General features: G+C 47.2%; 17 protein-coding genes and 2 pseudogenes. 12 read left to right on the forward strand and 7 right to left on the reverse strand.

The features are described 5' to 3' along the window. Positions 1–81 precede the first annotated feature (81 nt). A complete protein-coding gene (locus QUA57_RS14105; protein ID WP_333251156.1) occupies positions 82–2082 on the forward strand; it encodes an abortive infection protein in 2001 nt (666 codons plus the stop codon). A gap of 175 nt (positions 2083–2257) precedes the next feature. On the opposite strand, the gene QUA57_RS14110 is transcribed toward QUA57_RS14105, so the two are convergent. The 4 genes from QUA57_RS14110 to QUA57_RS14125 all read right to left on the reverse strand — a co-directional run bounded on the left by QUA57_RS14110 (position 2258) and on the right by QUA57_RS14125 (position 7200). Continuing rightward, positions 2258–3430 (reverse strand): DUF4335 domain-containing protein, encoded by a 1173-nt coding sequence (locus tag QUA57_RS14110; RefSeq protein ID WP_333035189.1) that lies wholly within the window; start codon positions 3428–3430, stop codon positions 2258–2260. 3 nt (positions 3431–3433) lie between these two features. Further along, a complete protein-coding gene (locus QUA57_RS14115) occupies positions 3434–4060 on the reverse strand; it encodes a DUF3038 domain-containing protein (RefSeq protein ID WP_333061568.1) in 627 nt (208 codons plus the stop codon). 280 nt (positions 4061–4340) lie between these two features. Then, on the reverse strand, positions 4341–4844 hold the full coding sequence (locus QUA57_RS14120) for a hypothetical protein (RefSeq protein ID WP_333035191.1): 504 nt from the start codon (positions 4842–4844) through the stop codon (positions 4341–4343). Positions 4845–4995: 151 nt separating this feature from the next. Further along, positions 4996–7200, reverse strand: a complete 2205-nt coding sequence (locus QUA57_RS14125; protein ID WP_333061565.1) for a cation:proton antiporter domain-containing protein — start codon at positions 7198–7200, stop codon at positions 4996–4998. 435 nt (positions 7201–7635) lie between these two features. Here QUA57_RS14125 and rpsB point away from each other — a divergent pair, with 435 nt between their 5' ends. From rpsB to QUA57_RS14155, 6 genes are all read left to right on the forward strand, one after another. After that, entirely contained in the window at positions 7636–8463 is an 828-nt protein-coding gene (rpsB, locus tag QUA57_RS14130; protein WP_333061564.1) for a 30S ribosomal protein S2, read from the forward strand. 322 nt (positions 8464–8785) lie between these two features. Then, the gene (gene tsf, locus QUA57_RS14135; RefSeq protein ID WP_333061561.1) at positions 8786–9445 is read left to right on the forward strand and encodes a translation elongation factor Ts; all 660 of its coding nucleotides are present in this window, start codon (positions 8786–8788) and stop codon (positions 9443–9445) included. 203 nt (positions 9446–9648) lie between these two features. After that, the gene (locus QUA57_RS14140; protein ID WP_333061560.1) at positions 9649–10590 is read left to right on the forward strand and encodes a hypothetical protein; all 942 of its coding nucleotides are present in this window, start codon (positions 9649–9651) and stop codon (positions 10588–10590) included. 217 nt (positions 10591–10807) lie between these two features. Then, positions 10808–13321 carry an ATP-dependent DNA helicase RecG gene (gene recG, locus QUA57_RS14145; protein WP_333061558.1) on the forward strand — a complete coding sequence of 838 codons (2514 nt, stop codon included), beginning with the start codon at positions 10808–10810 and terminating at the stop codon, positions 13319–13321. A gap of 551 nt (positions 13322–13872) precedes the next feature. Beyond that, positions 13873–15957 (forward strand): elongation factor G, encoded by a 2085-nt coding sequence (fusA, locus tag QUA57_RS14150; protein ID WP_333061557.1) that lies wholly within the window; start codon positions 13873–13875, stop codon positions 15955–15957. A 338-nt stretch (positions 15958–16295) separates the two neighbouring features. Beyond that, a complete protein-coding gene (locus QUA57_RS14155; RefSeq protein ID WP_333061554.1) occupies positions 16296–16940 on the forward strand; it encodes a Uma2 family endonuclease in 645 nt (214 codons plus the stop codon). A 191-nt stretch (positions 16941–17131) separates the two neighbouring features. Here QUA57_RS14155 and QUA57_RS14160 read toward each other — a convergent pair whose 3' ends face one another. Then, entirely contained in the window at positions 17132–18514 is a 1383-nt protein-coding gene (locus tag QUA57_RS14160) for a UDP-N-acetylmuramoyl-tripeptide--D-alanyl-D-alanine ligase (protein ID WP_333061553.1), read from the reverse strand. A 405-nt stretch (positions 18515–18919) separates the two neighbouring features. On the opposite strand from QUA57_RS14160, the gene QUA57_RS14165 reads away from it, so the two are divergent. Further along, complete coding sequence (locus QUA57_RS14165; RefSeq protein ID WP_333035206.1) at positions 18920–20200, forward strand: hypothetical protein; 1281 nt, start codon at positions 18920–18922, stop codon at positions 20198–20200. Between the two features lie 287 nt (positions 20201–20487). Further along, the gene (locus QUA57_RS14170; protein WP_333035208.1) at positions 20488–20820 is read left to right on the forward strand and encodes an RNA-binding protein; all 333 of its coding nucleotides are present in this window, start codon (positions 20488–20490) and stop codon (positions 20818–20820) included. Between the two features lie 239 nt (positions 20821–21059). Here the strand turns inward: QUA57_RS14170 and clpS are convergent, their stop codons facing one another. Next, positions 21060–21341, reverse strand: coding sequence for an ATP-dependent Clp protease adapter ClpS (gene clpS, locus QUA57_RS14175; protein ID WP_015178019.1), 282 nt, complete (start codon positions 21339–21341; stop codon positions 21060–21062). 287 nt (positions 21342–21628) lie between these two features. Here clpS and QUA57_RS14180 point away from each other — a divergent pair, with 287 nt between their 5' ends. After that, positions 21629–22231 (forward strand): DUF3172 domain-containing protein, encoded by a 603-nt coding sequence (locus tag QUA57_RS14180; protein WP_333061552.1) that lies wholly within the window; start codon positions 21629–21631, stop codon positions 22229–22231. Between the two features lie 193 nt (positions 22232–22424). Here the strand turns inward: QUA57_RS14180 and QUA57_RS14185 are convergent, their stop codons facing one another. Then, positions 22425–23753 carry an AMIN domain-containing protein gene (locus QUA57_RS14185; RefSeq protein ID WP_333061550.1) on the reverse strand — a complete coding sequence of 443 codons (1329 nt, stop codon included), beginning with the start codon at positions 23751–23753 and terminating at the stop codon, positions 22425–22427. 114 nt (positions 23754–23867) lie between these two features. Here QUA57_RS14185 and QUA57_RS14190 point away from each other — a divergent pair. Together QUA57_RS14190 and QUA57_RS14195 are read left to right on the forward strand one after the other, a co-directional pair. Continuing rightward, positions 23868–24308 (forward strand): annotated as a pseudogene (locus tag QUA57_RS14190) (NUDIX hydrolase); the annotation flags it as partial. A 96-nt stretch (positions 24309–24404) separates the two neighbouring features. Then, positions 24405–25429 (forward strand): annotated as a pseudogene (locus QUA57_RS14195) (IS630 family transposase). Positions 25430–25677: the final 248 nt, after the last annotated feature.

Here is a 25677-nt window from a genome sequence, read left to right on the forward strand (position 1 = left end):
ATTATGGTGGCATTTTCTTTGATAGGGCCAACAATTTTTTTAGTGTCAGGTCAGTCTTTCAACCAATTCATTTTGACCCTGGTGCTGATTATTTTAGCTATTGTTTTTGGTTTAACAGCATTTATTTTTATTCGCATTTTCTTCAATTGGTTGCAGGCGAAATTGGAGAACCGTCCCCTTTTTTTTAGCCGCTCATTCACAAGAAATACTGGTCATTTAACCGCTGATATTTCACAAGCTGAAAAGGTGTTTTTAGAACCCCGATTCGTAGAAAGTGACGGCAATTTAACGGCTACTATTTTTGGAGGCACAAGCGCTATTTCAAGAGCGCTTCAGCCGGAGATGATCTGCGAAAATTCAGCAGCAGTTGCCTATCTCTACAAGCCGATCGCTCTTTGGCACGGGCGCTTAATTTTGCCCTCACACGAACAGCGCCAGCCCTACGGTACAGTCTTTTTTGAAGTAATAAATGCCCCAAAAAAATATAAAAACTTTATTGGCAAAACAGCATTTTTGAAATGGAGTACAAATCGCGAAGTACAGTTTTTTGTCCACGCAGTCAGTCAAGATATAAACTTCACACAAGAAACTAAAAAAAGCCAAAAATCTGGCAACATCCATCCAGATAGATTGAACGGTTGGCGAAATGTCGGCCCTTTAGAAACTCTAGCAGGCAGCAGACTCGAAAACAGCGTGACTGTGATGCTACGCAGGCCCGTGATTGCGATTAATTATAGCAGTAGCGATCGCCATGAACTGACGATCGATCGCGAACCAGTACAAATTATCGGACGTTTCTGCGCCTTAGTCTCAATTTTACAGCGAAAAGAAGGCGACAGCGACAAATTTATTGTCCGGCATTTCAACAAAACATCTCGACAATTTGACGGCGCAGCCGAAATCATTCGGATTCCCCAAGTACAGCCAGACAAAAATGGCGTAGCGAGGTCTACCAATCACCTGATAGAAAAATCGCCCTTAAATCCAGACGGCTGGTATATTTACGGCGAAAGAGACGAAGACAATATGTTTGTAGTACAGGCAATCGAACCCCGCAAAATTGCTCAATTAATCCCAGATGAAACACATTTCGGACTAAAAAAATCTATCGCTTATTTAAGCAGCCCAAATTGGGAAAATACACCAGCCCAAAAAGGGCAAGCAAAAATAGTATTGTTAACCCCAAATGATGCTACAGAAAACGCTTCAATCTCCCCTTGGCAAGAAGGAGATATCGGGATAGTGATTCACAGTTTCGGGGGTATCGGTGGTAAAAAAGGCGAACGGCCACCCCTGGGGATTGTCACCGGACATTTTGCTTTTGGAGTAGCAAAAGTAGTACGCGATCGCTTTACCAGCGAACTGCGTTTTGACATAGAATACAAACAAGTTTACGCCCACAATCCCGACGGAATAGTTGCCGGTTCCAGCAAATGGCAAAGCTACATGGGAGACTTGCAGCGCGGCTGGTTGGGCGATCGCCCGGTTTGCGATATCATCTGTAAATTAGATTGCGTGTGTTACGACTACGATTTTGACGGCATCACCTTGTCGCCTTTAACCGAATTAAACCAGCAACTAGATATCATGATGGCCCGTTACCGCAGCGGAGACGGCACCGGCGCAAGTTTAGTCACGCCAGCAACTTCTTGCGTCCAAGATTCAAGTCAGGCAATTTACGCGACAATTAAAAAAATTACTTCCGAAGTCGAGTCAAATCCTCAGATTCAAGACTGGTTGAAAACACATCCCACCGACGCACAAACCCAAAGATTTCACCAGTTAGTAGCTTTAGGAGAGAGTTTAGAAAAAGTATTAATGCCCCTCGGCATTGTCCGTCCAGATTGGCAGAAAAATCCAAGATTGGCAGGGATTGATGCGGAACTGAAAAAAACCTTTTTTGTGGGTATAGTGAACCTAATAAAAGCTGCTATTAGTTACCGCACAATGTTGCCCAGGCGCACCCAAGATGAAATAGCCAAAATTTTCTTAAAACAGGGAGCATTTTTGTGGATAATTCGCACTAATCAAGTTGGAGGATTTGACCCAGACATTGAGCCACTTGCACCAACAGGCTTTTGAATCAGTAATCGGTTTGTAGATGATTCGGATTTTGAAATCGCTACTATAAAAACCCAGTATGCCTCCACAGACTAAGAGATTGAGGGAGCATTTAAGCGGGATTTGGTATCAGTCAACAATCAACAGTCAACCGTTAACAGTCAACAATCAACCGTTAACAGTCAACAATCAACCATTACCAAGGAGTGACTTGAACAGTGCCGTCTGGTGCCAAAACTACGCGGAAATCAGCCAGTGGTTCCGCAGGTGGCCTGGTGCCAACCGGTTTGTAAAGCAACTCCGACAACGGCGTTTCGGATCTCTCGACTGCTGCCGAATTTTCCGGCTTGTAACCGACAATCGCCCCGTCTTGGGCCACACTCACCCGATAAACCAACTCCGCATCAACCGGAGGCTGATCCTTCACAACTCCATCAATTTGCTGGGAAAGTTTGCCCCTCAACAGGTCTATTTCCCCTGGATCGGTAATTGGCACGGCTGCCACCTCTGGGCTTGCCAAACCTTCAGCAACAGGACTGGGCGTGCTTTCCGGCGAAGTGCTCGACTGCGGTGTGGGGCTAGGTGAAGCGTCCGGCTGCGGCGCGGGGATCGGAGTCGGCGAAAGCGATCCAGCGTTCGGAGTTTGAGTCCCGGGCAGCAAACCGTCAGCAGGGGGGGTGGGATTGGGATTAGGCGAACCCGATCCGCCCGGATTCGGCGTCCCCTGATTCTGGCCCGCAGGATTGGGCTGCGGCACCGGATCTCTCTGGCGCTGGACTTCCGGCACCGGTACCAAGAAAAATGCCATCGCAGCCAAAGCCAAACTCGAAACCCCCACGACAGCAGGCAAACTCCGCTTCGCCAAAGGTTCGGCAGACTTGATATAACGCCTGGAAATAGGGGTTAACTGCAGCGACAATTCCGGCAGCGTCTGCGTGTCGGCAAAAAACTGATCGATCGCCTCTACCAAGTCAAATAGCTGTACCGTCGTCAAATCAACTTTTGCCGACAGTTCTGTTTTTTGATCGATTTGGGTTGCGCTGCCTGTGGAGGCGGGTAGAACGGTCAACCGGTGCAAGTTCCCGTCAATTCTGTGTAACTGCACCATACCCGCATTCGGGCCGTAGCGATCGGGATAATGCACTCCGCTCATAAATTCTTGAGCGTAGCTGCTGACGGCCCTCACCAAGCTTTCAAAAAACTCCCGCCCCCCCGTCAGGGGCTCGCCGAGACCTTTCACATAGCATTCAGCGCTCATTAATATGGAAAGCACCGGCCGTATATCTAACTGGCTGGCTGCCGAACCATCGCTCAACCCTTCTAGAACTAGGGTGCAATTTGGCAGACTGTACTGACGCCTAATAGTCATTTTTTATTCAACTTCTCCATCAAACAGGCTAACCCAGAAGCGCTGCATTCCGGCTGTGCCTGTACAAAATAGCAGTTTGCTCAACAAGTTCAAAGCTAGTTCGTTGAGCTTGTCGTCGGAATCGTAAGCTGCAACTAGCGATCGCTTGGGGTTCATGCGCGATCGAAAGTGAGCTCTAAAGCGTTCTAAATACTCGGCCAGCGGCTGGTTCTGGTTGAGGGGGATATTTCTCGATCGCAACTGCTGCGAGTCTAGCAGCAACTGCCGAATTGTGGCTGTTAACTTACGCGCCATATTGCAGGCGATCGCCACCAGCGCTTTTGCCTCCACAATGGTAAGGGAGCGGCGCTGGGTATAGCGTCTCAGCGGGTTAGTATTACGCATCAGCCAAAGGGCAACCCGATTTTTGATAATTGATTCCAATTCCAGGTCCTTTGACACGGCAAGCATTTCTTCCGCACCTCCGAGATACAAGGCTTCGATCGCCAGCAACATCAAGTCAATTTGCAATCTGGCTCGGCGGGGACATCCCCCATCGGAGGGCGACAAGTCTGGCAAACTGTCTAAAATTAACGGGTTTGACTGGGTAAGCGAAGTTTCTGACGGCATTAATATCACGGCAACATCCATTCCAAACAAACTATACGGGCACGGGGGGTCTTAAGCAAGACAAATTCTCAACCAAGAACTTCTCTGGGATACTTTATTTTTATCATTGACTTTTAGGTATATTTTCTAATTTAGCAGCAACCGACCGTCACAGGCGAGCTCCGGCGGCGGGAGTTCTATCGCCCACTCCCCCACCCCCACCGCCACTTTGTGATTCCTTGCTTCATGAGGAGTGAAGGGAAGAGTCCGAAAGCGACAAAGAATTACCCATTTCCCATTTCTTATTCTCTATTGGCATCAATCAATGTTCCTGCTTTTGGGGTTGCACCGCCGCTTCTCTTTGAGCCGTAAAATCAGTAGCCGCCGTCTTATCAGTTAGACTAATTTTTCCCTTGAGGCTTTCTTGCTCCACAATTCCGCGCATTTTAACAGAACTGTTTTGACCCGTTGCTGTGGAGTCGCTGCAACCAGCTAAATTAGCAACCGTACCCGACAAGTTCAATCCTTGAGTTTCCCACTTACCAAATAGAGAAGGTTTCTCCTGGGCTGTTTTTTCCCTGCCCTCCCTGCTGCCCGATCGCAAATTACCGCTCAAATAAACACCCGATTGCTCGATTGTCAATACCAAAACATCAGACTTCAGACATTCTGGCAAACTTTTAGCATCGAAGCGATAACTTCCCCCAATTGCCGGAGCCGCCTTTAAATTTGATTCGCCGTAAGCACTCACTAATTTAAACAGCAGCAAAACAGAGCCGATCGCAATCCCGTAAAATGCCAGCGATTTGAGGCTTAAATGATTCATAATCTTGGTAATTAGTAATTGGGCATTTGGCATTGGGCATTGGGCATTGGGCATTTGGCATTGGGCATTGGTACTAACTCACAAGTAACCAATAATCAATAACCAATAACTAATAACAACTACCAACAGTCAACAGTCAACAGTCAACTGACTACATTTGAGGAAGTACCGACGCCAAGTGCGATCGCACTTTAACGTAACACCGCGCAATCAGCAGCGAAGAATGACACTGCACAGCCAATTCATCAGTATACTGTCCCAAAGTTTGGCGCTCAATTCCCCATTCCCGACTCGTACCCGCAATAGTCAAATCAGCATTAGCAGAAGCAGCCACCACTGCTTGAATTGGCTCAGCAGCCTCCACAATAGGAGTTTCAATGCGCGATCGCACATCAACCGGCAACTGATCCATCACTCGCTGAAACTCATAACTCAGAGCATTTTCAGCTTCCCCGTCAACCGCCACCCGCAGCACCGTCAAACGGCGTTCCTCGCTATTAACTAACAGTCTCAGCGCCAATTCTAACCCCAAATCATCGTGAATGTTTGCCGCGTAAGGTACTAACAAGTTATTCAATTTTTCCCGACCTCGGTCAACAAAAATTGCTACATCCACCTTAGCGTTGCTGAGAATTTGGCCGACACGTCCTCCCAAACGGTTGCTGGTAAAAGTAGGCCTGTGCCATCCTACTAAAATCAAATCTGCGCGATCTATCTCGGCAATTTGTGCCGTTTCCCGGGCTACATCATTAGTAATCCGAATGATGGGATGTACCAATTTCCGCGCCTCCGGCAGTTCCAAAGTATCAATCAATTCTGATAATTTCGAGCGACGCTCTTGAATAATGCGATCGGCTTCTGCCGGCGTACTTTCAAAGGCATAGTCATCATTTAATTCTATCAAACTCAGAGGATGAACCGCCGCCGACTTTAAATCATCACCGCCCATACCAGCAGCCGGCTGCGCCAGCGCTACCGCTAGTTGCAGTAAACCTTTCTGCGTGCTGGGATTGGCAACAGGTACTAAAATTCGATAAGTGGGCAGCAATTTGTTAGCAGTTTCTTCGCTGCTGTCAGCAATTTGTGAATCTTCTAATTCTGAATCCTCAGAGTTAACTTCTGAAATATCTAATCTAATTAACCGTTTTGGATAAGTCCACTCCAACAGTGGCGAAGTCATAAAAGTTGTCACTAACGCCATGATGACTAACATCGTAAATAGCAGCGGCGAAACTACGCCCAGCGAAAGACCGATATTCAGCACAATTAGTTCAGTCAAACCGCGAGTATTCATCAGCCATCCCAGCGCTGAAGCTTCGCGGTTGCTGATGCCGCAAACTCTTGCCGCAACGTAAGTGCCGACATATTTCCCAATAATAGCCACTCCTAAAACTGCGGCACACAGCAGCCACAATTCTGGACTGTTGAGGAGGCCGATTTGAGTCCGCAAGCCGCTGTAAGCAAAAAAGATTGGCAGCAGAAATATTAGTACAAAGTCTTCAGTTTTTTCTGCTAATTCTCTGGTTAATCCCGCATTTTTAGGCATGGCAGCACCCAGCAAAAATGCACCGAAGATTAAATGAATGCCGATCCATTCAGTAATTAAAGCCGATGCTACAACTCCCATGTAAATTCCCGAAAGCACTAACTGTGTTAATCTACCCGTGCGGTTGTATTGCTTGGAAAGCCGCTGCAAGAACCAGCGGACTACAGTCAGCATGAAACCGATGTAAATTAAAGATGCAATAATTGTCGGCAAAGCACCGAGCATCGAATTAGTACGAGTAACTGCGATCGCCACCGCTAACAAGCACCAAGCTGTCACATCGTCAACTGCAGCGCAAGTCAGGGCCAGCGTCCCCAATTTGGTATTCTGCAAGTTGTGTTCTGTAATAATTCTTGCCAGCACCGGAAAGGCAGTAATTGACATGGCAGCGCCCAAAAATAGGGCAAAGGCTGTAAACGAAACGCTATTATTTGAAACTATGGGATACAGCAGCAGCGCTAGCAAGCTTCCTAGAGAAAACGGCACTAGAATGCTGACGTGGGAAGTTAAAATTGCTATATCTAAATTGCTTTTGAGATACTTGGGATTCAGTTCCAAACCAATCAAAAACATAAAAAATATTAGCCCCACCTCAGATAGCACGTTGAGGAAGGGAACGGCTTCGGCTGGAAAAAGTGCTGTTGCTAAATCTGGTGCAACTAAGCCAAACAGAGAAGGCCCAAGCATAATTCCTGCTACAATTTCTCCAATGACTTGAGGTTGTTTGATCGCTCGAAATCCTAAACCTACAAGTCTCGAAAGTGCGATGACAATTAGAACTTCAAGCAGGACGAGAATGGGTATGGGCATGGCGTTTTTAGCTTTGGGATTTTTGCGGATCGAGAGGGCAGTGTACTAAAGCCGACAGAATTACCGAATCGAAAAAAATGGATACCAGCTCGATCGAAGGTAGAAGGCACAAGAGGCGCACCAACAACGCCATTCTCTCACAAGCGAACAAAGGCTTTGGCAACCTTCCACCTGGATTTTTTGTTTTTAAGAAGCTCTTGCAAGTAACTTTAACCGCAGCGTGCACACCCCGCACCCAACCCGCCCATTAAATCTCACATCCGGGTGCCAAGCCAACCCTACGGATATCAGATTGTCAGAAAAAGTAGCGCGCTTGTGATAAACTAGAAAAGTTGTTTAAATTCGCACATCCGGGTTTTCGGGTGTTTCGAGGGTGCAAACCTTCAGAAATACGACCGGGTGGAGGATTAACCCGAATCAGGAGTTAAAAATACAATGCCAGTAGTCAGTTTGGCTCAAATGTTAGAGTCAGGGGTTCACTTCGGACACCAAACCCGTCGGTGGAACCCGAAAATGTCTCCATACATTTTTACAGAGCGCAACGGGGTTCACATCATCGACCTCGTGCAAACCGCTCAGCTTATGGAAGACGCCTACGAGTACATGAGAGTTGCCTCAGAAAAAGGCAAAAAGTTTTTGTTCGTGGGTACGAAGCGCCAAGCGGCCGGGATTGTAGCCCAAGAAGCTCAACGCTGCGGTGCTTATTACGTCAACCAGCGCTGGCTGGGGGGAATGCTCACCAACTGGACGACGATTAAGTCCCGCGTGGAGCGCCTCAAGGATTTGGAGCGTCGCGAGGAAATCGGCGCCCTCGATTTGCTGCCGAAAAAAGAAGCTTCGGTACTGCGCCGAGAAATGGCCAAACTCCAGAAATATCTGGGCGGGATTAAATCTATGCGGAAGATTCCCGACGGAGTGGTGCTGGTAGACCAACGCCGCGAGTATAATGCGGTGTTGGAATGCCAAAAGTTGGGAATTCCGATCGTCTCTCTGTTGGACACCAACTGCGACCCGGATTTGGTTGACATTGCGATTCCGGCGAATGACGATGCTATTCGATCGATCAAGCTGATTGTCGGCAAGTTGGCTGATGCCATCTACGAAGGTCGTCACGGTCAGCAGGGCGGCGACTCTGATGAGGACTACGACTACGAAGGTGGCTACGAAGGCGCTGAATATGATGTCGAAATCGAAGAATTGGATGACCCCAATTATGTAGAACCCGACGACGAAGACGCTGAAGGCGAAGAAACCGAGAGCTAGTATTGCCCTCGCAATCTGACACCAGGAAATTAAAAATTAAAGATTGAAAATTAAAAATAATAATTATTTTTAGTTGGATATTTTTAATTTTTAATTGTACATGGCATGAGTCTAAGTCATTAGTAGAGTTCTGGCAAAAGCATTCATTGTGTCAGGGTCAGAATTAATTCTGGCACTACACCTACAAAGTCGGTCCTAAGATCTACTGGGTATTTCTTCACTCTGGTCTAATCATTAACATTAAAATTAGTGACTAATGACTGATGACTAATGACTGATGACTAATGACTAATAACTAATTTTGATTGGGAACTTAAAGAAGATGGCGGACATATCTGCAAAACTTGTTAAAGAACTGCGCGAAAAAACTGGCGCGGGCATGATGGACTGCAAAAAAGCCCTCGTTGAAAACGAAGGCAATATGGAAACATCCATTGAGTGGCTGCGGAAAAAAGGTCTGGCTTCGGCAGGTAAAAAAGGTGGACGAGTCGCCTCAGAAGGACTTGTAGGCAGCTACATTCACACCGGCGGCCGCGTGGGAGTGCTGGTGGAAGTTAACTGCGAAACAGATTTTGTGGCACGTCGCGAAGAATTCCAAAAGTTGGTGCGGGATATTGCGATGCAAATTGCAGCTTGCCCGAATGTGGAATACGTGAAAGTTGAAGATATCCCCGCCGAAGTTGTCGAAAGAGAAAAGGCAATTGAAATGGGCAAAGATGACTTGGGCAACAAGCCGGAAAACATCAAAGAAAAGATTGTTCAAGGGCGGATTGAGAAGCGCATGAAAGAGTTATCTTTGATGGATCAGCCTTTTATTAAAGATCAGAATATCTCGGTGGAAGAGTTGGTGAAACAAACGATCGCCCAAATTGGAGAAAATGTCCAAGTGCGCCGCTTCGTGCGTTTTGTCTTGGGCGAAGGCATTGAAAAGGTAGAAGCTAACTTTGCCGATGAAGTGGCAGCCCAAATGGGTGTTCAATAATCCCAAATGTAAGATTTAGAATTAAAAATTAAAAATGTGAAAAATCAATTTTTTGCATTTTTAATTTTTAATTTTTAGAGGACTTACGGACAGACTATATTGGTAGGAGGTAGACTGCAAACCTTACTACTACAGACAGATAGCGTAAAAATTGTAATAATTTAAAACTTGCGTAAGTCCTATTTTAATTTTATACGAGAGATATGGTGCGACCAAGAGAGCGAATAGAGCAAGATTTGGCAGGACTCGAAGAGGCTTTAGCAGCCTTGAATTTGGAGTTCCGCAGTACCTACGAAGGTTATTTAACTGCGTTGGGACAAGCGGTGCGACAGCAGTTAATTTTGGCTTGCTATCACCTTTGCACTCAAGCAGTACCTGAGTCGTTTCTCAAGTTGTCCTTCGAGGCGAGGCAAAAAATGCAGCAGTCTGTAAGGGCTTTGGCTGCGGCGTCGGAGGAAAAATTGCGATCGCTGGTGACTGAATCAGAAGGCGAGAAAGAGGAAGAGGAAGAGGAAGAGGAAGAGGAAGAGGAAGAGGAAGAGGAAGACGACTTCGACAAAGACGAAGAGGAAGAAGATGAAGGCGAAGAAGACGAAAAGGAAGAAAACGGAAAGGAAAAAAACCAAGTTTCCGCCATTAACTATCTATTTTCATTGGCAAATTATCAATTGCCAAGTGCCAATTCCCCAGAAAGTTTGGCACGCTGGCAAAATATTATTGAAAAGTCGATCGTCCATATACTCAAGCTGCTTTCTCGCGACACCAACCGCTTGCTGCAACAGTCGGGAATCTTGCCGAGTCAATTGCCAGAACCAGTTCTAGAAGCTGCTTCTGGTGCTGAATCCTCCGGCGATAGTGTTGCCGGGCCGCCTAACTTATTAAACTTAATCATTGAAACTGATGCCTCATCAGCATCGCAAAAATTGGCAGAAACCTTGGGTGGTAGGGCGCTGCACATTACAGCGATTAAACTGCGGCTGTCGGAAATAGAGTTTGCCGATGCGGGAACCTCGGCTTGGCGCCAGCAAATTCGTAACCTGTCTGTCAAGTTGAACTCCCTGGGCCGCGATTACCAGAAAAAGCAGCGGGAACTCGCTGTGGTGGAAGCTGAGTCGGCTTGGCGAGCGAGTTGGTTTGAAGATTGATCGGATGTTGAAGGAAGAAGGAAGAAGGAAGAGGGAAGAAGGAAGAAGGAAGAGGGAAGAAGGAAAAACGTAAAACTTTTAGGCTATTGGGAAACCCGCTTTCTTAAAGAAACCGGGTTTCTCGGTGTTATACTTTTTTGGTGGAAGCTTCTTAAAAGAAAAAGTTAAAATTTAAAATCTAATATCTAAAATCTAAAATCTAAAATCTAAAATTGATATGACTATCGATCGACCCGAATGGCAGCGATTGCAAAAAGCTCTTTCAGTAGAAGCAGATCGCGGATTTAACGACATCCAAGGCAGTCAATACCGCTTCAGCGAGTTTCTGGGAATGAGTTTGAGACAGTTGGCAGGTTCTGTGGCGGCTTCTTCGCGCGATCGAGCCAGACAACTAGCCGCTGAATTTGACATCTACCCTCAGAAAGATCTCGAACAGCGCCAACATTCGATCGCCATTACGGTAAGTTTTCTGAGGCAAATGGAGCAAGTTTGGGAACAAGAAACTCGCCACCAGCAAGAACAAGCAAGACAAGTCAGACCCGCAAACGCTAACGCTTCTGAACCAACCGCCCCAGCACTTTCCGTTCCCCGAACTGCACCCCTGAGTACAGCACCCCCACCGCCCAGCCTGACTCTCGACCAACAGTTAACCCGTGTCACCGGCATCGGCCCCGCCAACGGCAACCGCTTGGCCAAACTCGGTTTATACACTGTATATGACTTGCTTTACTACTATCCACGCAACCACATCGACTATGCAAAGCAAGTACAAATTCGCGAGCTAATAGCCGGAGAAACTGTCACCTTAATCGCCGAAGTAAAGCGCTGCAATTGCTTTTCTAGTCCGAAGAATAAGAAGTTAACCATATTAGAAGTAATTTTAAAAGACCGCACCGGAGAGATAAAAATTAGTCGTTTTTTTGCCGGCCCTCGCTACAGCAATCGCGGTTGGCAAGAATTCAAAAAGCGCGAGTATTGTACAGGTGCGGTGCTGGCAGCTTCCGGGTTGGTGAAGCAGGGTAAATATGGAATTACTTTAGAAAATCCTGAGTTAGAAGTATTAGACGACTCCGGCGGTGCGATCGAATCAATGAAAGTCGGCCGTCTGATACCGGTTTATCCGCTGACGGAGGGGGTGGATGCTGGTTCGGTGAGGCGATCGATTTTGGCTGCAATGCCGGCGGCGAAAATGTTGCCAGAATCGCTGCCAGAAGATTTGCGCGAGCGTTACGGTTTAATGGGTTTAGCCGATGCTGTGACTAATATTCACTTTCCGCTCGATCGAGATTGTTTGGCCGCCGCCCGCCGCCGCTTAGTTTTTGACGAATTTTTCTACCTGCAATTAGGACTTTTAAAGCGCCGCCAAACCCAAAGGAAAGCTCAAGCTAGTGCAGTCATCCTTCCTACTGGCAAATTGATCGAACATTTTTATGAAATCTTGCCTTTTGCGTTGACTAATGCTCAGGAAAGAGTAATTAACGACATCCTCAACGATTTAGCTTCGTCGCAACCGATGAACAGATTAGTTCAAGGCGATGTCGGTGCTGGCAAAACCGTAGTCGCCGTCGTGGCAATGCTAGCAGCAATTCAATCCGGCTATCAAGCCGCTTTAATGGCGCCGACTGAAGTTTTAGCGGAACAGCACTATCGCAAATTGGTAGGTTGGTTTAACTTGATGCACTTGTCGGTCGAACTGTTAACTGGTTCGACAAAAGTAGCAAAGCGCCGCGAAATTCACAACCAATTAGAAACCGGAGAATTACCTGTTTTAGTGGGAACTCACGCGCTGATTCAAGATACAGTTAATTTCAATAAATTGGGGTTGGCGGTAATTGATGAACAGCACAGATTCGGCGTGCATCAGCGTGCTAAATTGCAGCAAAAAGGCGAAGCTCCCCACGTTTTGACGATGACTGCAACTCCCATTCCCCGGACGCTGGCGCTGACGCTGCACGGGGATTTAGATGTGAGTCAAATTGATGAACTTCCCCCGGGCAGGCAGGCGATTCAAACAACTGTACTGTCTGCCAAAGAACGCATTCAAGCTTACGATTTGATTCGGCGGGAAGTGGCGAGCGGGCGTCAAGTTTATGTGGTGCTGCCGCTGGTGGAGGAGTCGGAAAAGTTGGACGTGCGATCGGCAATTGAGGAACAAGAGAAACTGCAAAAAAGCGTATTTCCTGAGTTTAAGGTTGGTTTGCTGCACGGTAGAATGAGCAGTGCCGACAAAGATGAAGCAATTTCTAAGTTTCGAGACAAAGAAACTGATATTTTAGTATCTACTACTGTGGTCGAGGTGGGAGTAGACGTGCCGAATGCCACGGTAATGCTGATTGAAAATTCTGAGCGTTTTGGACTGTCGCAACTGCACCAGTTGCGGGGTCGAGTGGGTCGGGGCAGCAACCGTTCTTATTGTTTGTTAATGCCCGGTTCCAAATCGGGGGAAGCTATGCAGAGAATGAAGGTTTTAGAACAATCTCAAGATGGCTTTTTTATTGCGGAAATGGACATGAGATTGCGCGGGCCCGGTCAGGTTTTGGGAACTCGGCAGTCTGGTTTGCCGGATTTTGCTTTGGCCAGTTTGGTGGAGGATCAGGAGGTTTTGGAGTTGGCGAGGGCGGCGGCTCAAATGGTAATTGAGAATGATGAAAGTTTGAATCAGTGGCCGGTGGTGCGGGATGAATTGGAGCGGAGATATCAGCGGATGATGAGCGGGTCGATTTTGACTTAGATAGTTTTGGACGCAGCAACGGAATTTTTAATAATATTTCGTAGGGGCGGGTTAAGCAAATATATATCAAAGCCGCCAGTTTATTGCTGCTCTCACCCGCCCTCCTCCCCATAGGGTGGTTTATTTGCACCTACTTTAATGTCAGTAACGTCAGAAATCGGTTTTCTTCCCATAAACTCACGTAAAATCCTAGCTTTTTTGTCAGGAAACGCGGTTTATACTTTTTTGCTGAGACTGGTGCAAAATATCAGGTCGATCGAAACGTCAAAAACACGAGTTTGTTAGAAACGACTGCCTCAACCCAAACTACTTTAGGAGAGTATTTTGGCCTTAATCTACGCTATTTTTATGAGGAGCCAGGCTTGGGGTACTTATTCCCCCAAGAATCCTTCGCAGGAATGACGAAGAAGTGTCAAAATTAAGATAGTTCTGCCAGAAACAGGGGAAAGGAAATCTAGCCTGTACTGGCGCCTAAGGCAACATTGATTCCTCGCTGGTTACGCTTGCAGGTGGTCGCCGACGGTTCGTCGCATTTAATCTCAACAGTAATTATGAAAGATCTCACTCGTTATCGAAATATCGGCATCTTCGCCCACGTAGATGCTGGCAAGACCACCACAACAGAAAGAATCCTGAAGCTGACAGGTAAAATCCACAAAATTGGTGAAGTTCACGAAGGCGCGGCGACTACTGACTTCATGGAACAGGAGCAAGAGCGCGGTATTACGATTCAGTCCGCTGCTACCACCTGCTTCTGGAACGAGCATCAGCTCAACATCATTGATACTCCGGGACACGTCGATTTTACGATCGAGGTTTACCGTTCTTTGAAGGTTCTCGATGGTGGCATCGGTGTGTTCTGCGGTTCGGGTGGAGTTGAACCGCAATCTGAAACCAACTGGCGCTACGCTAACGATTCCAAAGTCGCTCGCGTCATCTACATCAACAAGCTCGATCGCACTGGTGCAGATTTTTACCGCGTTGTCAAGCAAGTCGATCAAATCCTCGGAGCTAAACCGCTGGTGATGGTATTGCCGATCGGCATAGAAGAAAAGTTTTGCGGCGTAGTAGATTTGCTGACCCGCAAAGCCTGGATCTGGGATGACTCCGGCGATCCCATGAACTATCAAATTAAAGATGTCCCCGCCGATATGGTCGATGATGTCGAAACTTGGCGCGAAAAGTTGATCGAACTGGCCGTCGAGCAAGACGACACTGTGATGGAACAGTATCTCGAAGGCAACGAGCCGAGCCTCGACGACCTCAAGCGCTGCATTCGCAAAGGTACTCGCGATCGGGCATTTTTCCCCACCTATTGTGGCTCATCGTTTAAAAACAAAGGCGTGCAGTTGGTTCTCGATGCAGTAGTTGACTACCTGCCGAACCCGATGGAAGTCACACCGCAGCCAGAAGTCGATCTCGATGGGAATGAAACCGGCGAATTTGCCGTTGTCGATCCCAACAAGCCATTGCGGGCACTCGCGTTTAAGATTATGGACGATCGCTACGGTGCTTTAACCTTCACGCGCCTCTACTCCGGTAAGTTGTCCAAGGGCGACACCGTACTCAACACCGCCACAGGCAAAACCGAGCGCATTAGCCGTTTGGTGGAAATGCACGCCAACTCTCGCGAAGAAATTGACTCCGCGCAAGCAGGGGACATTGTGGCGATCGTCGGCATGAAAAACGTCCGCACCGGACACACCATCTGCGACCCCAAAAATCCCGCCACCCTAGAGCCGATGGTATTCCCCGATCCCGTTATTTCGATTTCGGTCAAACCGAAACAAAAAGGCGGCGAAGAAAAAATGGGAGCAGCCCTCACCAAGATGGTGCAAGAAGACCCATCCTTCCACATGGTGACGGATCAAGAAAGTGGCGAAACGATTCTCAAGGGGATGGGCGAGTTACACCTCGACATCAAAGTAGACATTCTCAAGCGCACCCACGGCATCGAAGTAGAAGTCGGCGAACCACAGGTAGCCTACCGCGAGTCGATTACCAAGCGTCTCGAAGACGAATACACCCACAAAAAGCAATCAGGTGGTTCCGGTCAATTTGCGAAAATTGGCTATGTGATCGAGCCTGGTGAGGTGGGAAGTGGCTTCCAGTTTGAGTCAAAAGTGACCGGTGGTAGCGTGCCGAGAGAATATTGGCCAGCGGTCGAAAAAGGCTTTGAAAGCTGCATCGACAAAGGTGTCTTGGCCGGATTCCCTTGCTTGGACTTGAAATTCACCCTACTAGACGGCGGTTTCCACCCCGTTGACTCGTCAGCAATGGCCTTTGAAATTGCTGCCAAAGCCGCCTATCGGCAGTCTCTGCCTAAAGCGGCGCCTCAGTTGCTCGAACCGATTATGAATGTCGATGTATTCACTCCAGATGATTACATGGGCGACGTAATCGGCGACCTCAACCGCCGCCGGGGGATGATGAAATCTCAAGAGACAAGCCAGACAGGAGCGCGGATCAAGGCAGATGTACCGTTGAGCGAAATGTTTGGTTACATTAGCGACTTGCGTACTATGACCTCTGGCCGCGGCCAGTTCTCAATGTCCTTCTCGCACTATGCTCCTTGTCCCAATAACATCGCTGAAGAAGTGATTAAGGCGGCAAAAGAGCGTCAAGCTGCGAAGTAATGTATTGACTGTGACGAATCGATTCGTCGCAGTCAATCATCAAGGTTAAAAACTAGAAAAATCTAGTTTTTAACCTTGGTCAATGGGAATAAGCCGAGGCGGATCTAAATTGTATTTTCGGGCGGGTGAGACAGCCCAGAAGAGTGCGATCGCACTTGATAGTAAAACTTAGATGCGCTGGAGCTTATTCCACTTTTATCTTCACACTCCTAAAAAATACTTTTTACTGGCCCAAAGAGATGGTCGCTTCAAAAGTCGCTCTAAAAGGGCGATCGCGCATCAATCAAGATAATATTTGCTAATATACAATCAATAATTTACAACCCAGGCAGGTAGCCATGACAGCCACCCTGATCCCGAGTCAAAGTAGCGGAATTCTGCTGAACAACATTAGCTGGAAAACTTACGAATCCCTGCTGAATGAGTTAGCCCAACAAAGAGGAATTCGCCTGACTTACGATCGCGGAAATTTAGAAATTATGACTCCTTTAGCACCCCACGAAAAGTACAAAAAAATCTTGGGACGTTTTGTAGAAACCGTGACTGATGAATTGAATGTTGAAATTTGCAGTTTGGGTTCTCTAACTTGCAGGCGCGAAGATTTGGCTCGCGGCTTGGAACCGGATCAGTGCTACTATATCCAAAATGAGAATCTGGTTTGGGACAAAGAACAAATCGATCTCAATCAAGATCCACCACCGGATTTAGTTGTGGAAATTGACGTGACTAGCAGTTCGATCGATCGACTTTCTTTATATGCAAGTTTAGGCGTACCTGAAGTTTGGCGCTACGACGGAAATCGTTTAATAATTTATCAGTTGGAATCACAGGAATATGCCGAAAGAGATGTTTCTCCGGCTTTCCCTTTTTTGTCGCAAGTTGAGATGCTGCGCTTTTTGGAATTGAAGAGAACTACAAAAGAAAAAGCTTTGATTCGCTTGTTCCGCGAATGGGTGAGGAGTCAAATTCAGTCAGGAGAGTGAAGGAGGACGATTCCCTACCCTACGGGGAACGGGAACCCCTGCGGGAAGATAGCTCCGCTTCACGCACTTTTGAGATGAGATCATATCGTGTAAAACATGAGTTTGTAGCGAGGAGTTCACTGCGAGCGAGTTTTAGGAAGACTTTAGTCCTCACTACGAACTTAATTATAATTATTGACGTGGACAGGATATTATTCGCCAGCCAAATCAGCGCGAAACTTCTCTACAACTCGATTTAACTCCACCGAATGAGAGGCCTTAAATAAAATACGATCGCCCGGTGTGACAAACTCCATTAAATGCCTTCCTAAATCTTCGCGGGAATTCTCCCTCGCAATATCTTCTACCTCCACAAAAGGCAAACCCGCCGCACCTGCAGCCATCGCCGCTGCTTCCTCAAAATCAGCAAAAACAAACAAAGCATCCAGATGCAAATCTCGTGCGACCCTTCCCACTTGTCGGTGAAATTCGATCGCCCTATCGCCCAATTCCTTCATCGTTCCCAACACCGCAATCCGGCGCTTTCCCGGAGTATCTGCTAACAGTCTCAGCGCCGCCAACATCGACTCCAAACCAGCATTGTAAGTCTCATCTAGAATCACAATATCCTGCGGCAAATCGTAGCGGCGCGCCCGTCCATCCGGTAACTGCACAGACAAACCTTGCTTTAAAACTTCCCAATCAATACCTAAAACTTTTCCTACCGCCAAAGCCGCCAAATAATTTACAGCATTGTGGCGTCCCGGCAGCGGCAGTGGTAATTCCACACCTTGTACTAACATTGTATCAGAATTGAGCAATTCTCCGCACAAATCCCCGCATTCTAAACCGTAAGTTAAAGTTTTTCCCTGCCAAACTTTGGCCGCAGTTGCGATTAATCTGTCACCATCGTGATTTAGAATAGCAATGCTATCTGTAGGCATTTCTGCTAAAATTTCGCACTTAGCTTGGGCGATCGCCTCTTCGGAACCCAATCGCCCAATATGCGCCGTTCCTACATTAGTAATTACCGCCACATTAGGACGCGCAATTTGCGACAGTAGCGCAATTTCGCCACGCCCGCGCATTCCCATTTCAATCACAGCATAATTGTGTGCGGGTGAAAGCTCTAACAGAGTTTTTGGTACTCCAATTTCGTTGTTGTAGTTATACTGAGTTTTAAGAACATTTCCCCTCGTTGACAAAACCGCCGCAATTAACTCTTTAACAGTAGTTTTACCTACAGACCCAGTAACAGCAACTATAGGTATACTGAATTGGTCACGCCACCAACGGGCGATCGACTGATAAGCTTTTAAAGTATCGTCAACGCGCAACAGCGGAAAATTAGGCAATTCCTCTTGCCTATCTCGATCGACAATCGCCGCAATCGCCCCCAAATCCCTGGCTTTTGCCAAAAATTGATGGCCATCAAAATTGTCTCCCCGCAGTGCCAAAAATACTTCGCCCCCCTCAAGAGTGCGCGTATCTGTGGCAATACCTGTCCCTAAAGCTGTCAAAACTCCCTTAGACACAGCAGGCAAAGGTACACTTAAAATTTCAGATAGTTGGGCGATACTTACGCGACAAACCATAACCAGCACTCACATTTCAAATAATTTTCCCAGCTAATTCTACCTCGCCCAACCTCAAATTTAACTAACAGCGGGCTGCGGATCAGGATTGACCTTGATCATCCTAATACTAAATCGTCCGCCCACCCAGAAAATATTCCCTACCCACCCACAATCTTTACCAATACTTTACAAAGTAGATGGTGATTTAAGGCCTTGCTAATTACCAACAATTCATGTCATGCTGGTGTTGGTAAATAGTTTAACTTAGCAAAAATATCGATCGGCTTAAGCTGCTGACAGCTTCTACCCATAAGCCTCATCCGGCGAGAAGCTCGGTTGACTCAATTATTGCGATTCATTGGCCAATTCATCAAGATAATAGTGCTGAAAGCTCCTGCCCCAGCCTCGGAGGGTTAATCCACAGTGAACGACTACAACAGACAAAGCCACGAAGAAGAACAGCGACTTTACAAGCATTGGCTGGAGTTGGTACAACGAGAGCAGCCGGCCGAACTCATCAGCCGCTTTCGCACTTTGTTTATCCAAGGTACCGGATATCCCGATCGCTCCGTCGCCGACGCACTAGAAAAAATAGCACGCTCAGAACACGCTGAACAAGAATTCAAATACATCCTCAACCGCTGCTGCCACATCCTGATCAACCGTTGGCAAACATACCCCAGCAAGCAAGCCGCCATCCCTGAATTGATCGCTGTGTTTGAAGAAGCGCCCAAAATATTATTTGGATACAATCGATCGCGGGGGCGAGGCTCCATCCCCCAATTAGTAAATCAATTTACCGAAAGTGAACAGTACCTCACCCTCCAACGCTTAGCCAAAGTCATAACTCACAGCAATGAAGATAGCAGCAACAGCAAAACCCCTGCTACCCTTCCCCTCGGAACATTAATTCCCCGTTACCCTTACCTCTACAAACACTGCCTCCTCAGCGACGACAGCACCTACGAACAACAAAAAATCATTAAAAGAATCCAAGCTCAAAAGCAGCAGCAATTTGAGATCAACCTCTCCCAATACGTGGCTCACCAAGTGAGAAAAGCCCAAACAGCGCGCCGGGAAACCTCCCTTTCCTTCGGCAGAAGTGTACAGTCTATAAAAAATCCGACCCTGTTGACCGACCCGGAACTATTCTTTGCCCTCAAGCAATTTGTCGGAAAAGTAGAAGGAGCCGATACCTACAGACAGCTAGCGGGCCGTTTCACGGCGAACGCCAGCACATATCAGTCCTACCGCTCCTTTAAAGACGACTTGTACGAATACCTGATTTCTTCTGTCACCGATGAGCGCTACGGCAAACGTCTCTTTAACGAAAAATTGTATAAGCAACTACAAAATACCCTGCCCCACAGCGACGATCAGAAGTTTAATGAATTTTTAATGATCAGAACTTGTAGCCAGTTATTGAACTTTTTAGTAGTAGAGAGTCCTGTGCGGCCCAACCACTTTGTCTTCATCGACCTGATCTCAAACCTCGGGCCGACCCAAACCACAGGTTTGCTGCTGAAAATCGTACTAATTTGCGGCAAAGTCAAGCCCTACCTAGAAAAGCGGCTGGCAATTTTGTTCGGTCACTACGAATGCAGTACCCGAGAAGGCGTGGTGTGGTTAGTCAAAGCCCTGGAAAACGTAAACCTAGCTTTGAGTACCAACTTTGGCAAGGTGGATGTATCTTTCCTGCGGTGAAAGCGGGCGGCATAACTTTCTCTGCTTCCACAGCAGGCAAAACATCACACCGATCGACCACGTTTCTGAATACCCTAAAAGTTTTACCTTTAATTAGAACGACTTAATTAACTCCTAAAACCTACTCAAAAGACGCTATTCTATGTTAAAGTACCAAGTGTGAATCAGATTCAGTTGCAGGCTTTGTTCATTGCTACAGAATTGTCTAAAAACTTGCCCTTCTGTATCGGCAGGGGACTCTCCGAAACTGAAATCTTCGCACTGTCTAAATTTTGGAGTTATTCCTCATGTCGATATACGTCGGTAACTTATCCTACCAAGTTACCCAAGAAGACATCACCACCGTCTTCGCCGAATACGGAACCGTTAAGCGAGTACATCTACCTACCGACAGAGAAACCAGTCGCCCCCGCGGCTTCGGTTTTGTAGAAATGTCCACAGATGCAGAAGAAGATGCAGCCATTAGTGCTCTCGACGGAGCAGAGTGGATGGGTCGCGACCTCAAAGTTAACAAAGCTAAGCCCCGCGAAGATGAAGGTGGCCGGGGTGGCGGCAACCGGGGCGGCGGCCCTGGAAAATTTGGTCGCGCAGGAGGGGGAGGCGGAGGAGGACGTTATTAATTTCCTCATTAATTTCCTCCGATAAAGATTTGAGATTGGAGAGTTGAAATTGGTGCGAGAGCTCACCTAGCTCCGAACCACTTCCGGCCGTTCCGAAAAACCTATGCTCTTCAAATTTCCATATCTACCGGATTAAATATACCAAAAAGCCAAGGGCCGAACCCTTGGCTTTTTGGTATGAAAGTTGACGGTATGAGTCTGAAACCGGCTGGGCGAATCCGTTGCAGTACCGTCAGGTTCTAATCGTCAGGTTCGATGCTGCTGCTCAATCCGTGATTATTGAGCGTTTCAGCGTAAAACTCGGCGTGTTCGAGAGCGCAAACAATCACCAATCCCATCCCATTAGTATGGGCTTCCATCATCACATTTACCGCCTGTGGCTGAGTCAGACTCGGTACCGTCGCCATCAAAGTCTGCACCACGTACTCCATAGGATTGAAATCATCATTGTGCAGCAGAACGCGGTAGCGCGGTGCAAGCTTGCGGACTGTGGAAGGCTTTTGAATAATTTCGACAGACACTAATCTATACCTCCTGACTTGTAAAATGTTAAAATTTGTCAACAATCTTGAGCCGGATTCCTCCGCTGTGCAAGACTATCTCACTTTCAGCTATTTTATTGAAATCTGAAAATTCAGACAAGGCAGCCCCTTAGTGGATCGCGAGCTGTGAACCCAACACCAAACCCACAGGGGGTGTCCAGGGCCCTCCGCAACCACCTTCCTAGCGCCATAATATTAGAAAGGCGCGATCGGTTAAAAATAACAAACTACTACCTGTTGAGTCTCCAGAACTGAGGGAACCTTATATGAAACGCAAACCTAAATCCTACAACGACAGATTCAGCGGCGACCCATCCCGAGGAGATGAAGACTCCGACTACTCCGGCTCAATAGGCGGACAGTCGCGGCGTCAACCTCAGTCCGGCAAACCATCTTTCCTCAATTCCGCCACCCTAGGGATTTTAACAGCCGTCTTTATTCTGGGGATTGGGATTGGCATTGCCTTTAGCTCCACCGCTACCATTAGCCCAGAGAACGTAGCCTCGCGCGAATTTATTGATCGCAGCGCCCCGAACCCAGAACTTTGCGTGCAGTTTGGAGCAAGTGCGATGGTGACAGATATGCGCCTCTACGTCACCCTAAACCCCTTCAACGTCTACATTTCGCAGCCGAGTATGCGCCCCGGATGCGTTTTGCGAACCAATAACTGGGCAATTCTCGAACAAAGAAAACTCATCAGCCAAGACCAAGTGCGCGATTGCAAAAATCGCATGAACACCTTTGGCTTCACCGGCCCCCTAGAAGCTCAACCCGAAATTAACTGTATCTACCAAAATGACGGCGCTAAAAACCTGTTCCTCAACCAACCGGGTTCCATAGCTCCAACCACGGAAGGTCAAAATTTCTAAATCGCCGATATAGCGGTTTTGATTTGAGTGAAGCACAGATATGGGGTAGGGACTTAGGCTTAGCCTAAGTCCCTACTTTATTTCAAAGAATGGAAAACGGCTCTAAGTAAATTTTGAAAGAAGAGGTTCGAGGGAAGAAGGAAGTCTTCCCTAGAACCTCTTCTTTCTTCCTTGTTCTCTCCTCCTTCTTCCTTCAAAAACCGAACTGCGGTAAATCTTCGGTTAACTGAACTTGGAAAATTTGGCCGGGTTGAATCGTAGCAGGTTGAGGAGCAGCGACGTAAGTTGTAGCAGCACCAGCCGCTGCTCCAGCCAACAAACCGACACCGGAAAAGCCACTCAGCAAGAACAAAGCTAAGCCACCAATACCAGTATTGCGGACCAAACTGCGATCGGTCGGCTGTTGCCGGCGACCTCCCATGGGTTCTGAGCGAGCCGAGAGAGGGATATTGCGACCGTTGAGACTAATAGCCTCGACCACCAATCTAGTGCCGAGGTTGGTCGTTTCAAACCGGCCGATGACTGGCGTATTAGCAGGTACGATCGTATTGCCGCGACTGTCGAAAATTCCTCCTTGCAGCAGAAGCACTTCCTCGCGGCTGGGTTTCGCTTGCAGGCGCAAAGCCCGATCGCCGGGGTATAGCAAACTGAGCTCCGTGCCCGCCGGCAACAAGACATTCGCCCCAGCCGCAGCCTGCAAAGGAGCATTCGATCGTCCGCGAGGAAGCGGTTCACCAAAGGTAAGCGTCCGCTGTTCCGGCGCTACGGCAGCCGTTATTTGAGGATCTAGGCGGGGTAGAGCAGCAGCTTGTACCCCACGGCGTTCATCAAGGCGAACATTGACTAAAGGCACTCTGAGCGGCCGGATTTGATCATTGGGAGTTGGTGGCTGCGAAGAATTTGTAGTGGGATTCGGGGAAGTAGGAGGCTCAGGTTGATCGACCTTTGGGGCACCAGTTGAGTTGGAATCAGTCGGCGGCTGGTTTTGCGGTACTTGTCTTGCAGGCTGGGGTTGAGTTTCGGGAGTTTCCATATTCGGAGTCGGTTCGATCGAAGGACGCAACACCCAGCGATTTTCTACCCCGCTTTTTTGGAATTGAACTTGCCCTGCGCTGAAACCGACTCCCGGAGCCAAATTGACCAGAATTCTAGCCGTTCCCGGTTGAAGTTGACTCACTCCCACAGAACGCACTCTACCTTGTGGGTATAGCTGAGTTGCATCTACTCCGATCTCAGTATTGGGCAAATCCACAGCAATCTGAGACGGGTTGAGTAGAGAATATGTGGGGGTTGTTCCCTCTGGGAGAGTAATTTCTAGCTGATTTGTCGCCGGATCGAATTGCCAACTTGTCACTGTTGAAGCATTTGCTGGTTCCAGTGTTGTCGGCACTGCTGCAACTGCAGCGACGACTGCTAGACTCAGGCTCAGCGACTCGATCGCAAACAATCTCGCTGGTAGAGAATTAACATTCAATTTTTGGAAGTCTGCCCAAAATTTTCGTGGTAATTTTTTGTATGGCATGGCTGCTGGGTGAAATTTTTGATCTCAAATAGATTATGGATGGGAAAATTTTGCCTTCGGATGACGCTGAAAGTTTAACATTGCGAGAGTAAAAATTTAACTAAATGGAAATTATTGCGATCGCGTTTCCTTCTTAACAACAAGTGGTGTCAGGTTAGACAAGATGAAATAGAATTGCCAAGCGGACAAATTATAGACGACTTTTTTGTTAATTTCCGACCCAATATCGCCCTCGTATTTGCCACAACAGAGCAGCAATAACTTGTATTAGTGCGTCAATACAGGCACGCAGTAGGCGAAATTTTGCTGGAACTACCTGCTGGATATTTCAACCCTCCTGAAGAGAGCGGGAAATCGGCAGCCGCCAGAGAACTTGCCGAAGAAACGGGATATGTTGCTGAAGAAATTTGGGAACTAGCAACCTTATATGATAATCCCGTAAAAGACACCAATTCTATCTACCTATACTTTGCTAAAAATGTCAAGTTTACCAGCCCAATACAATTAGATATTGAATTAGTTTTAGTCTCTATTGCTGAATTTTTTTTGAGAATAAAAAACAGATAAAATTGTGTAGCAGGAAGCATCATATCATGTCCGGTCGATTGGTAATGATATAGTATTGATGAATACTACTGCGTCAGATCAAGAATGCCCAAACGAATTACGATCACACCTCATCTGAGTGTAGAATAGCTACCGAGTCGTTTCCGTCAGGCCAAAACACCCACTTGTGCTCATCATTATCAAATTATTTGGCTGTTAGCAAACGGCAAAACCACCGGAGAAGTGATGGCAGTAACTGGTTATAGTCGCGGTTGGATTTATGAAGCGAGTCTGGGGATACAACCATTTAGGACCATAATCTCTCGGAGATCAGCGTGTCACAAATCGAGCTCGTGACCCTCTGCTTAATGATGTAGAACAAGCTCAGTTGTGGCAATTCCTACAGCAGCCACCTCTCGATGGCGGGCTATGGAATGGTCGTAAAGAGGTAGACTGGATGAGTGAACTTAAAGGTTACAAAGTTTCTCGTCAAAGAGGATGGGAATATTTGAAGTCCATGAAGTTTCGATTGAGAGTTCCTCGCCCAGAACACCAGGAATCCGATCTCCGCAGAACTTGCAGGAATTGAAAAAAAAATCTGCGCCGATTCGTCAAGGACATCAAGAAGCAGAACCCTTCAAGCGACGTAGAAGTCGGGTCAATGGACGAACATCGGAGCGGATTGAAACCTGTGAGAGAGAGGAGAATGGGTGGATGAGTTTAGTAATGCCACTGCTGTGGTTAACTGGCGGTTTCAATGGTTGTGGTTATATGGTTTTGTGCATCCGAGTTCAGGAGAAACAAAGGCGTGGATATTGCCATTTGTCAATAGCCAGCTTTTTGAGCGAGTCTTAGCAGATTTTGCCAGCCATTTTCAAGCGGGGCAGAAAAAAAGAGTAGTTTTAGTAGTAGATAGAGCCGGATGGTATTTGAGTAAACAAGTAAAAATTCCAGACGGCATACATTTGTATTGTCTGCCTTCACACTCGCCCCAAATGCAACCAGCAGAAAGGCTATGGCCGCTGACAAATGAACCGATAGCCAATCGCTGTTTTAAAAACTTAGATGAATTAGAAGCAGTTTTATTTGAGAGATCTCAAAAACTGTTAAATCTCAAACAGCTCGCTTAGTGATTTGACTCATTTCTATTGGTGGCCGGAGCCAAAATCTTAATCATTGTCAATAGACCGGACATGATAACAGCTATTTTTTTAGGAGTGGATTTTTTGAATAAACAGCGGTAAGGTGCTATGTGAATGGAACCCTACACGCTGTTTTTTGTGAGGCGTTTCTTAGCGAGACAAATTCAGAAAATCGAGAGAAGTAATAGTATTATCAGCCCCAAAAACCTGAGCTAAAACCTCGCCTGTGGCAGCAA

The sequence above is a fragment of the Microcoleus sp. Pol7_B2 genome, assembly GCF_036701035.1.
Taxonomy (GTDB): Bacteria; Cyanobacteriota; Cyanobacteriia; order Cyanobacteriales; family Microcoleaceae; genus Microcoleus.

Bases quoted from the DNA above. Each gene is read 5' to 3' on its own strand.
- QUA57_RS14110 (WP_333035189.1), bottom strand. From the start codon at position 3,430: ATGACTATTAGGCGTCAGTACAGTCTGCCAAATTGCACCCTAGTTCTA.
- QUA57_RS14115 (WP_333061568.1), bottom strand. From the start codon at position 4,060: ATGGATGTTGCCGTGATATTAATGCCGTCAGAAACTTCGCTTACCCAG.
- QUA57_RS14120 (WP_333035191.1), bottom strand. From the start codon at position 4,844: ATGAATCATTTAAGCCTCAAATCGCTGGCATTTTACGGGATTGCGATC.
- QUA57_RS14125 (WP_333061565.1), bottom strand. From the start codon at position 7,200: ATGCCCATACCCATTCTCGTCCTGCTTGAAGTTCTAATTGTCATCGCA.
- rpsB (WP_333061564.1), top strand. From the start codon at position 7,636: ATGCCAGTAGTCAGTTTGGCTCAAATGTTAGAGTCAGGGGTTCACTTC.
- tsf (WP_333061561.1), top strand. From the start codon at position 8,786: ATGGCGGACATATCTGCAAAACTTGTTAAAGAACTGCGCGAAAAAACT.
- QUA57_RS14140 (WP_333061560.1), top strand. From the start codon at position 9,649: ATGGTGCGACCAAGAGAGCGAATAGAGCAAGATTTGGCAGGACTCGAA.
- recG (WP_333061558.1), top strand. From the start codon at position 10,808: ATGACTATCGATCGACCCGAATGGCAGCGATTGCAAAAAGCTCTTTCA.
- fusA (WP_333061557.1), top strand. From the start codon at position 13,873: ATGAAAGATCTCACTCGTTATCGAAATATCGGCATCTTCGCCCACGTA.
- QUA57_RS14155 (WP_333061554.1), top strand. From the start codon at position 16,296: ATGACAGCCACCCTGATCCCGAGTCAAAGTAGCGGAATTCTGCTGAAC.
- QUA57_RS14160 (WP_333061553.1), bottom strand. From the start codon at position 18,514: ATGGTTTGTCGCGTAAGTATCGCCCAACTATCTGAAATTTTAAGTGTA.
- QUA57_RS14170 (WP_333035208.1), top strand. From the start codon at position 20,488: ATGTCGATATACGTCGGTAACTTATCCTACCAAGTTACCCAAGAAGAC.
- QUA57_RS14180 (WP_333061552.1), top strand. From the start codon at position 21,629: ATGAAACGCAAACCTAAATCCTACAACGACAGATTCAGCGGCGACCCA.
- QUA57_RS14185 (WP_333061550.1), bottom strand. From the start codon at position 23,753: ATGCCATACAAAAAATTACCACGAAAATTTTGGGCAGACTTCCAAAAA.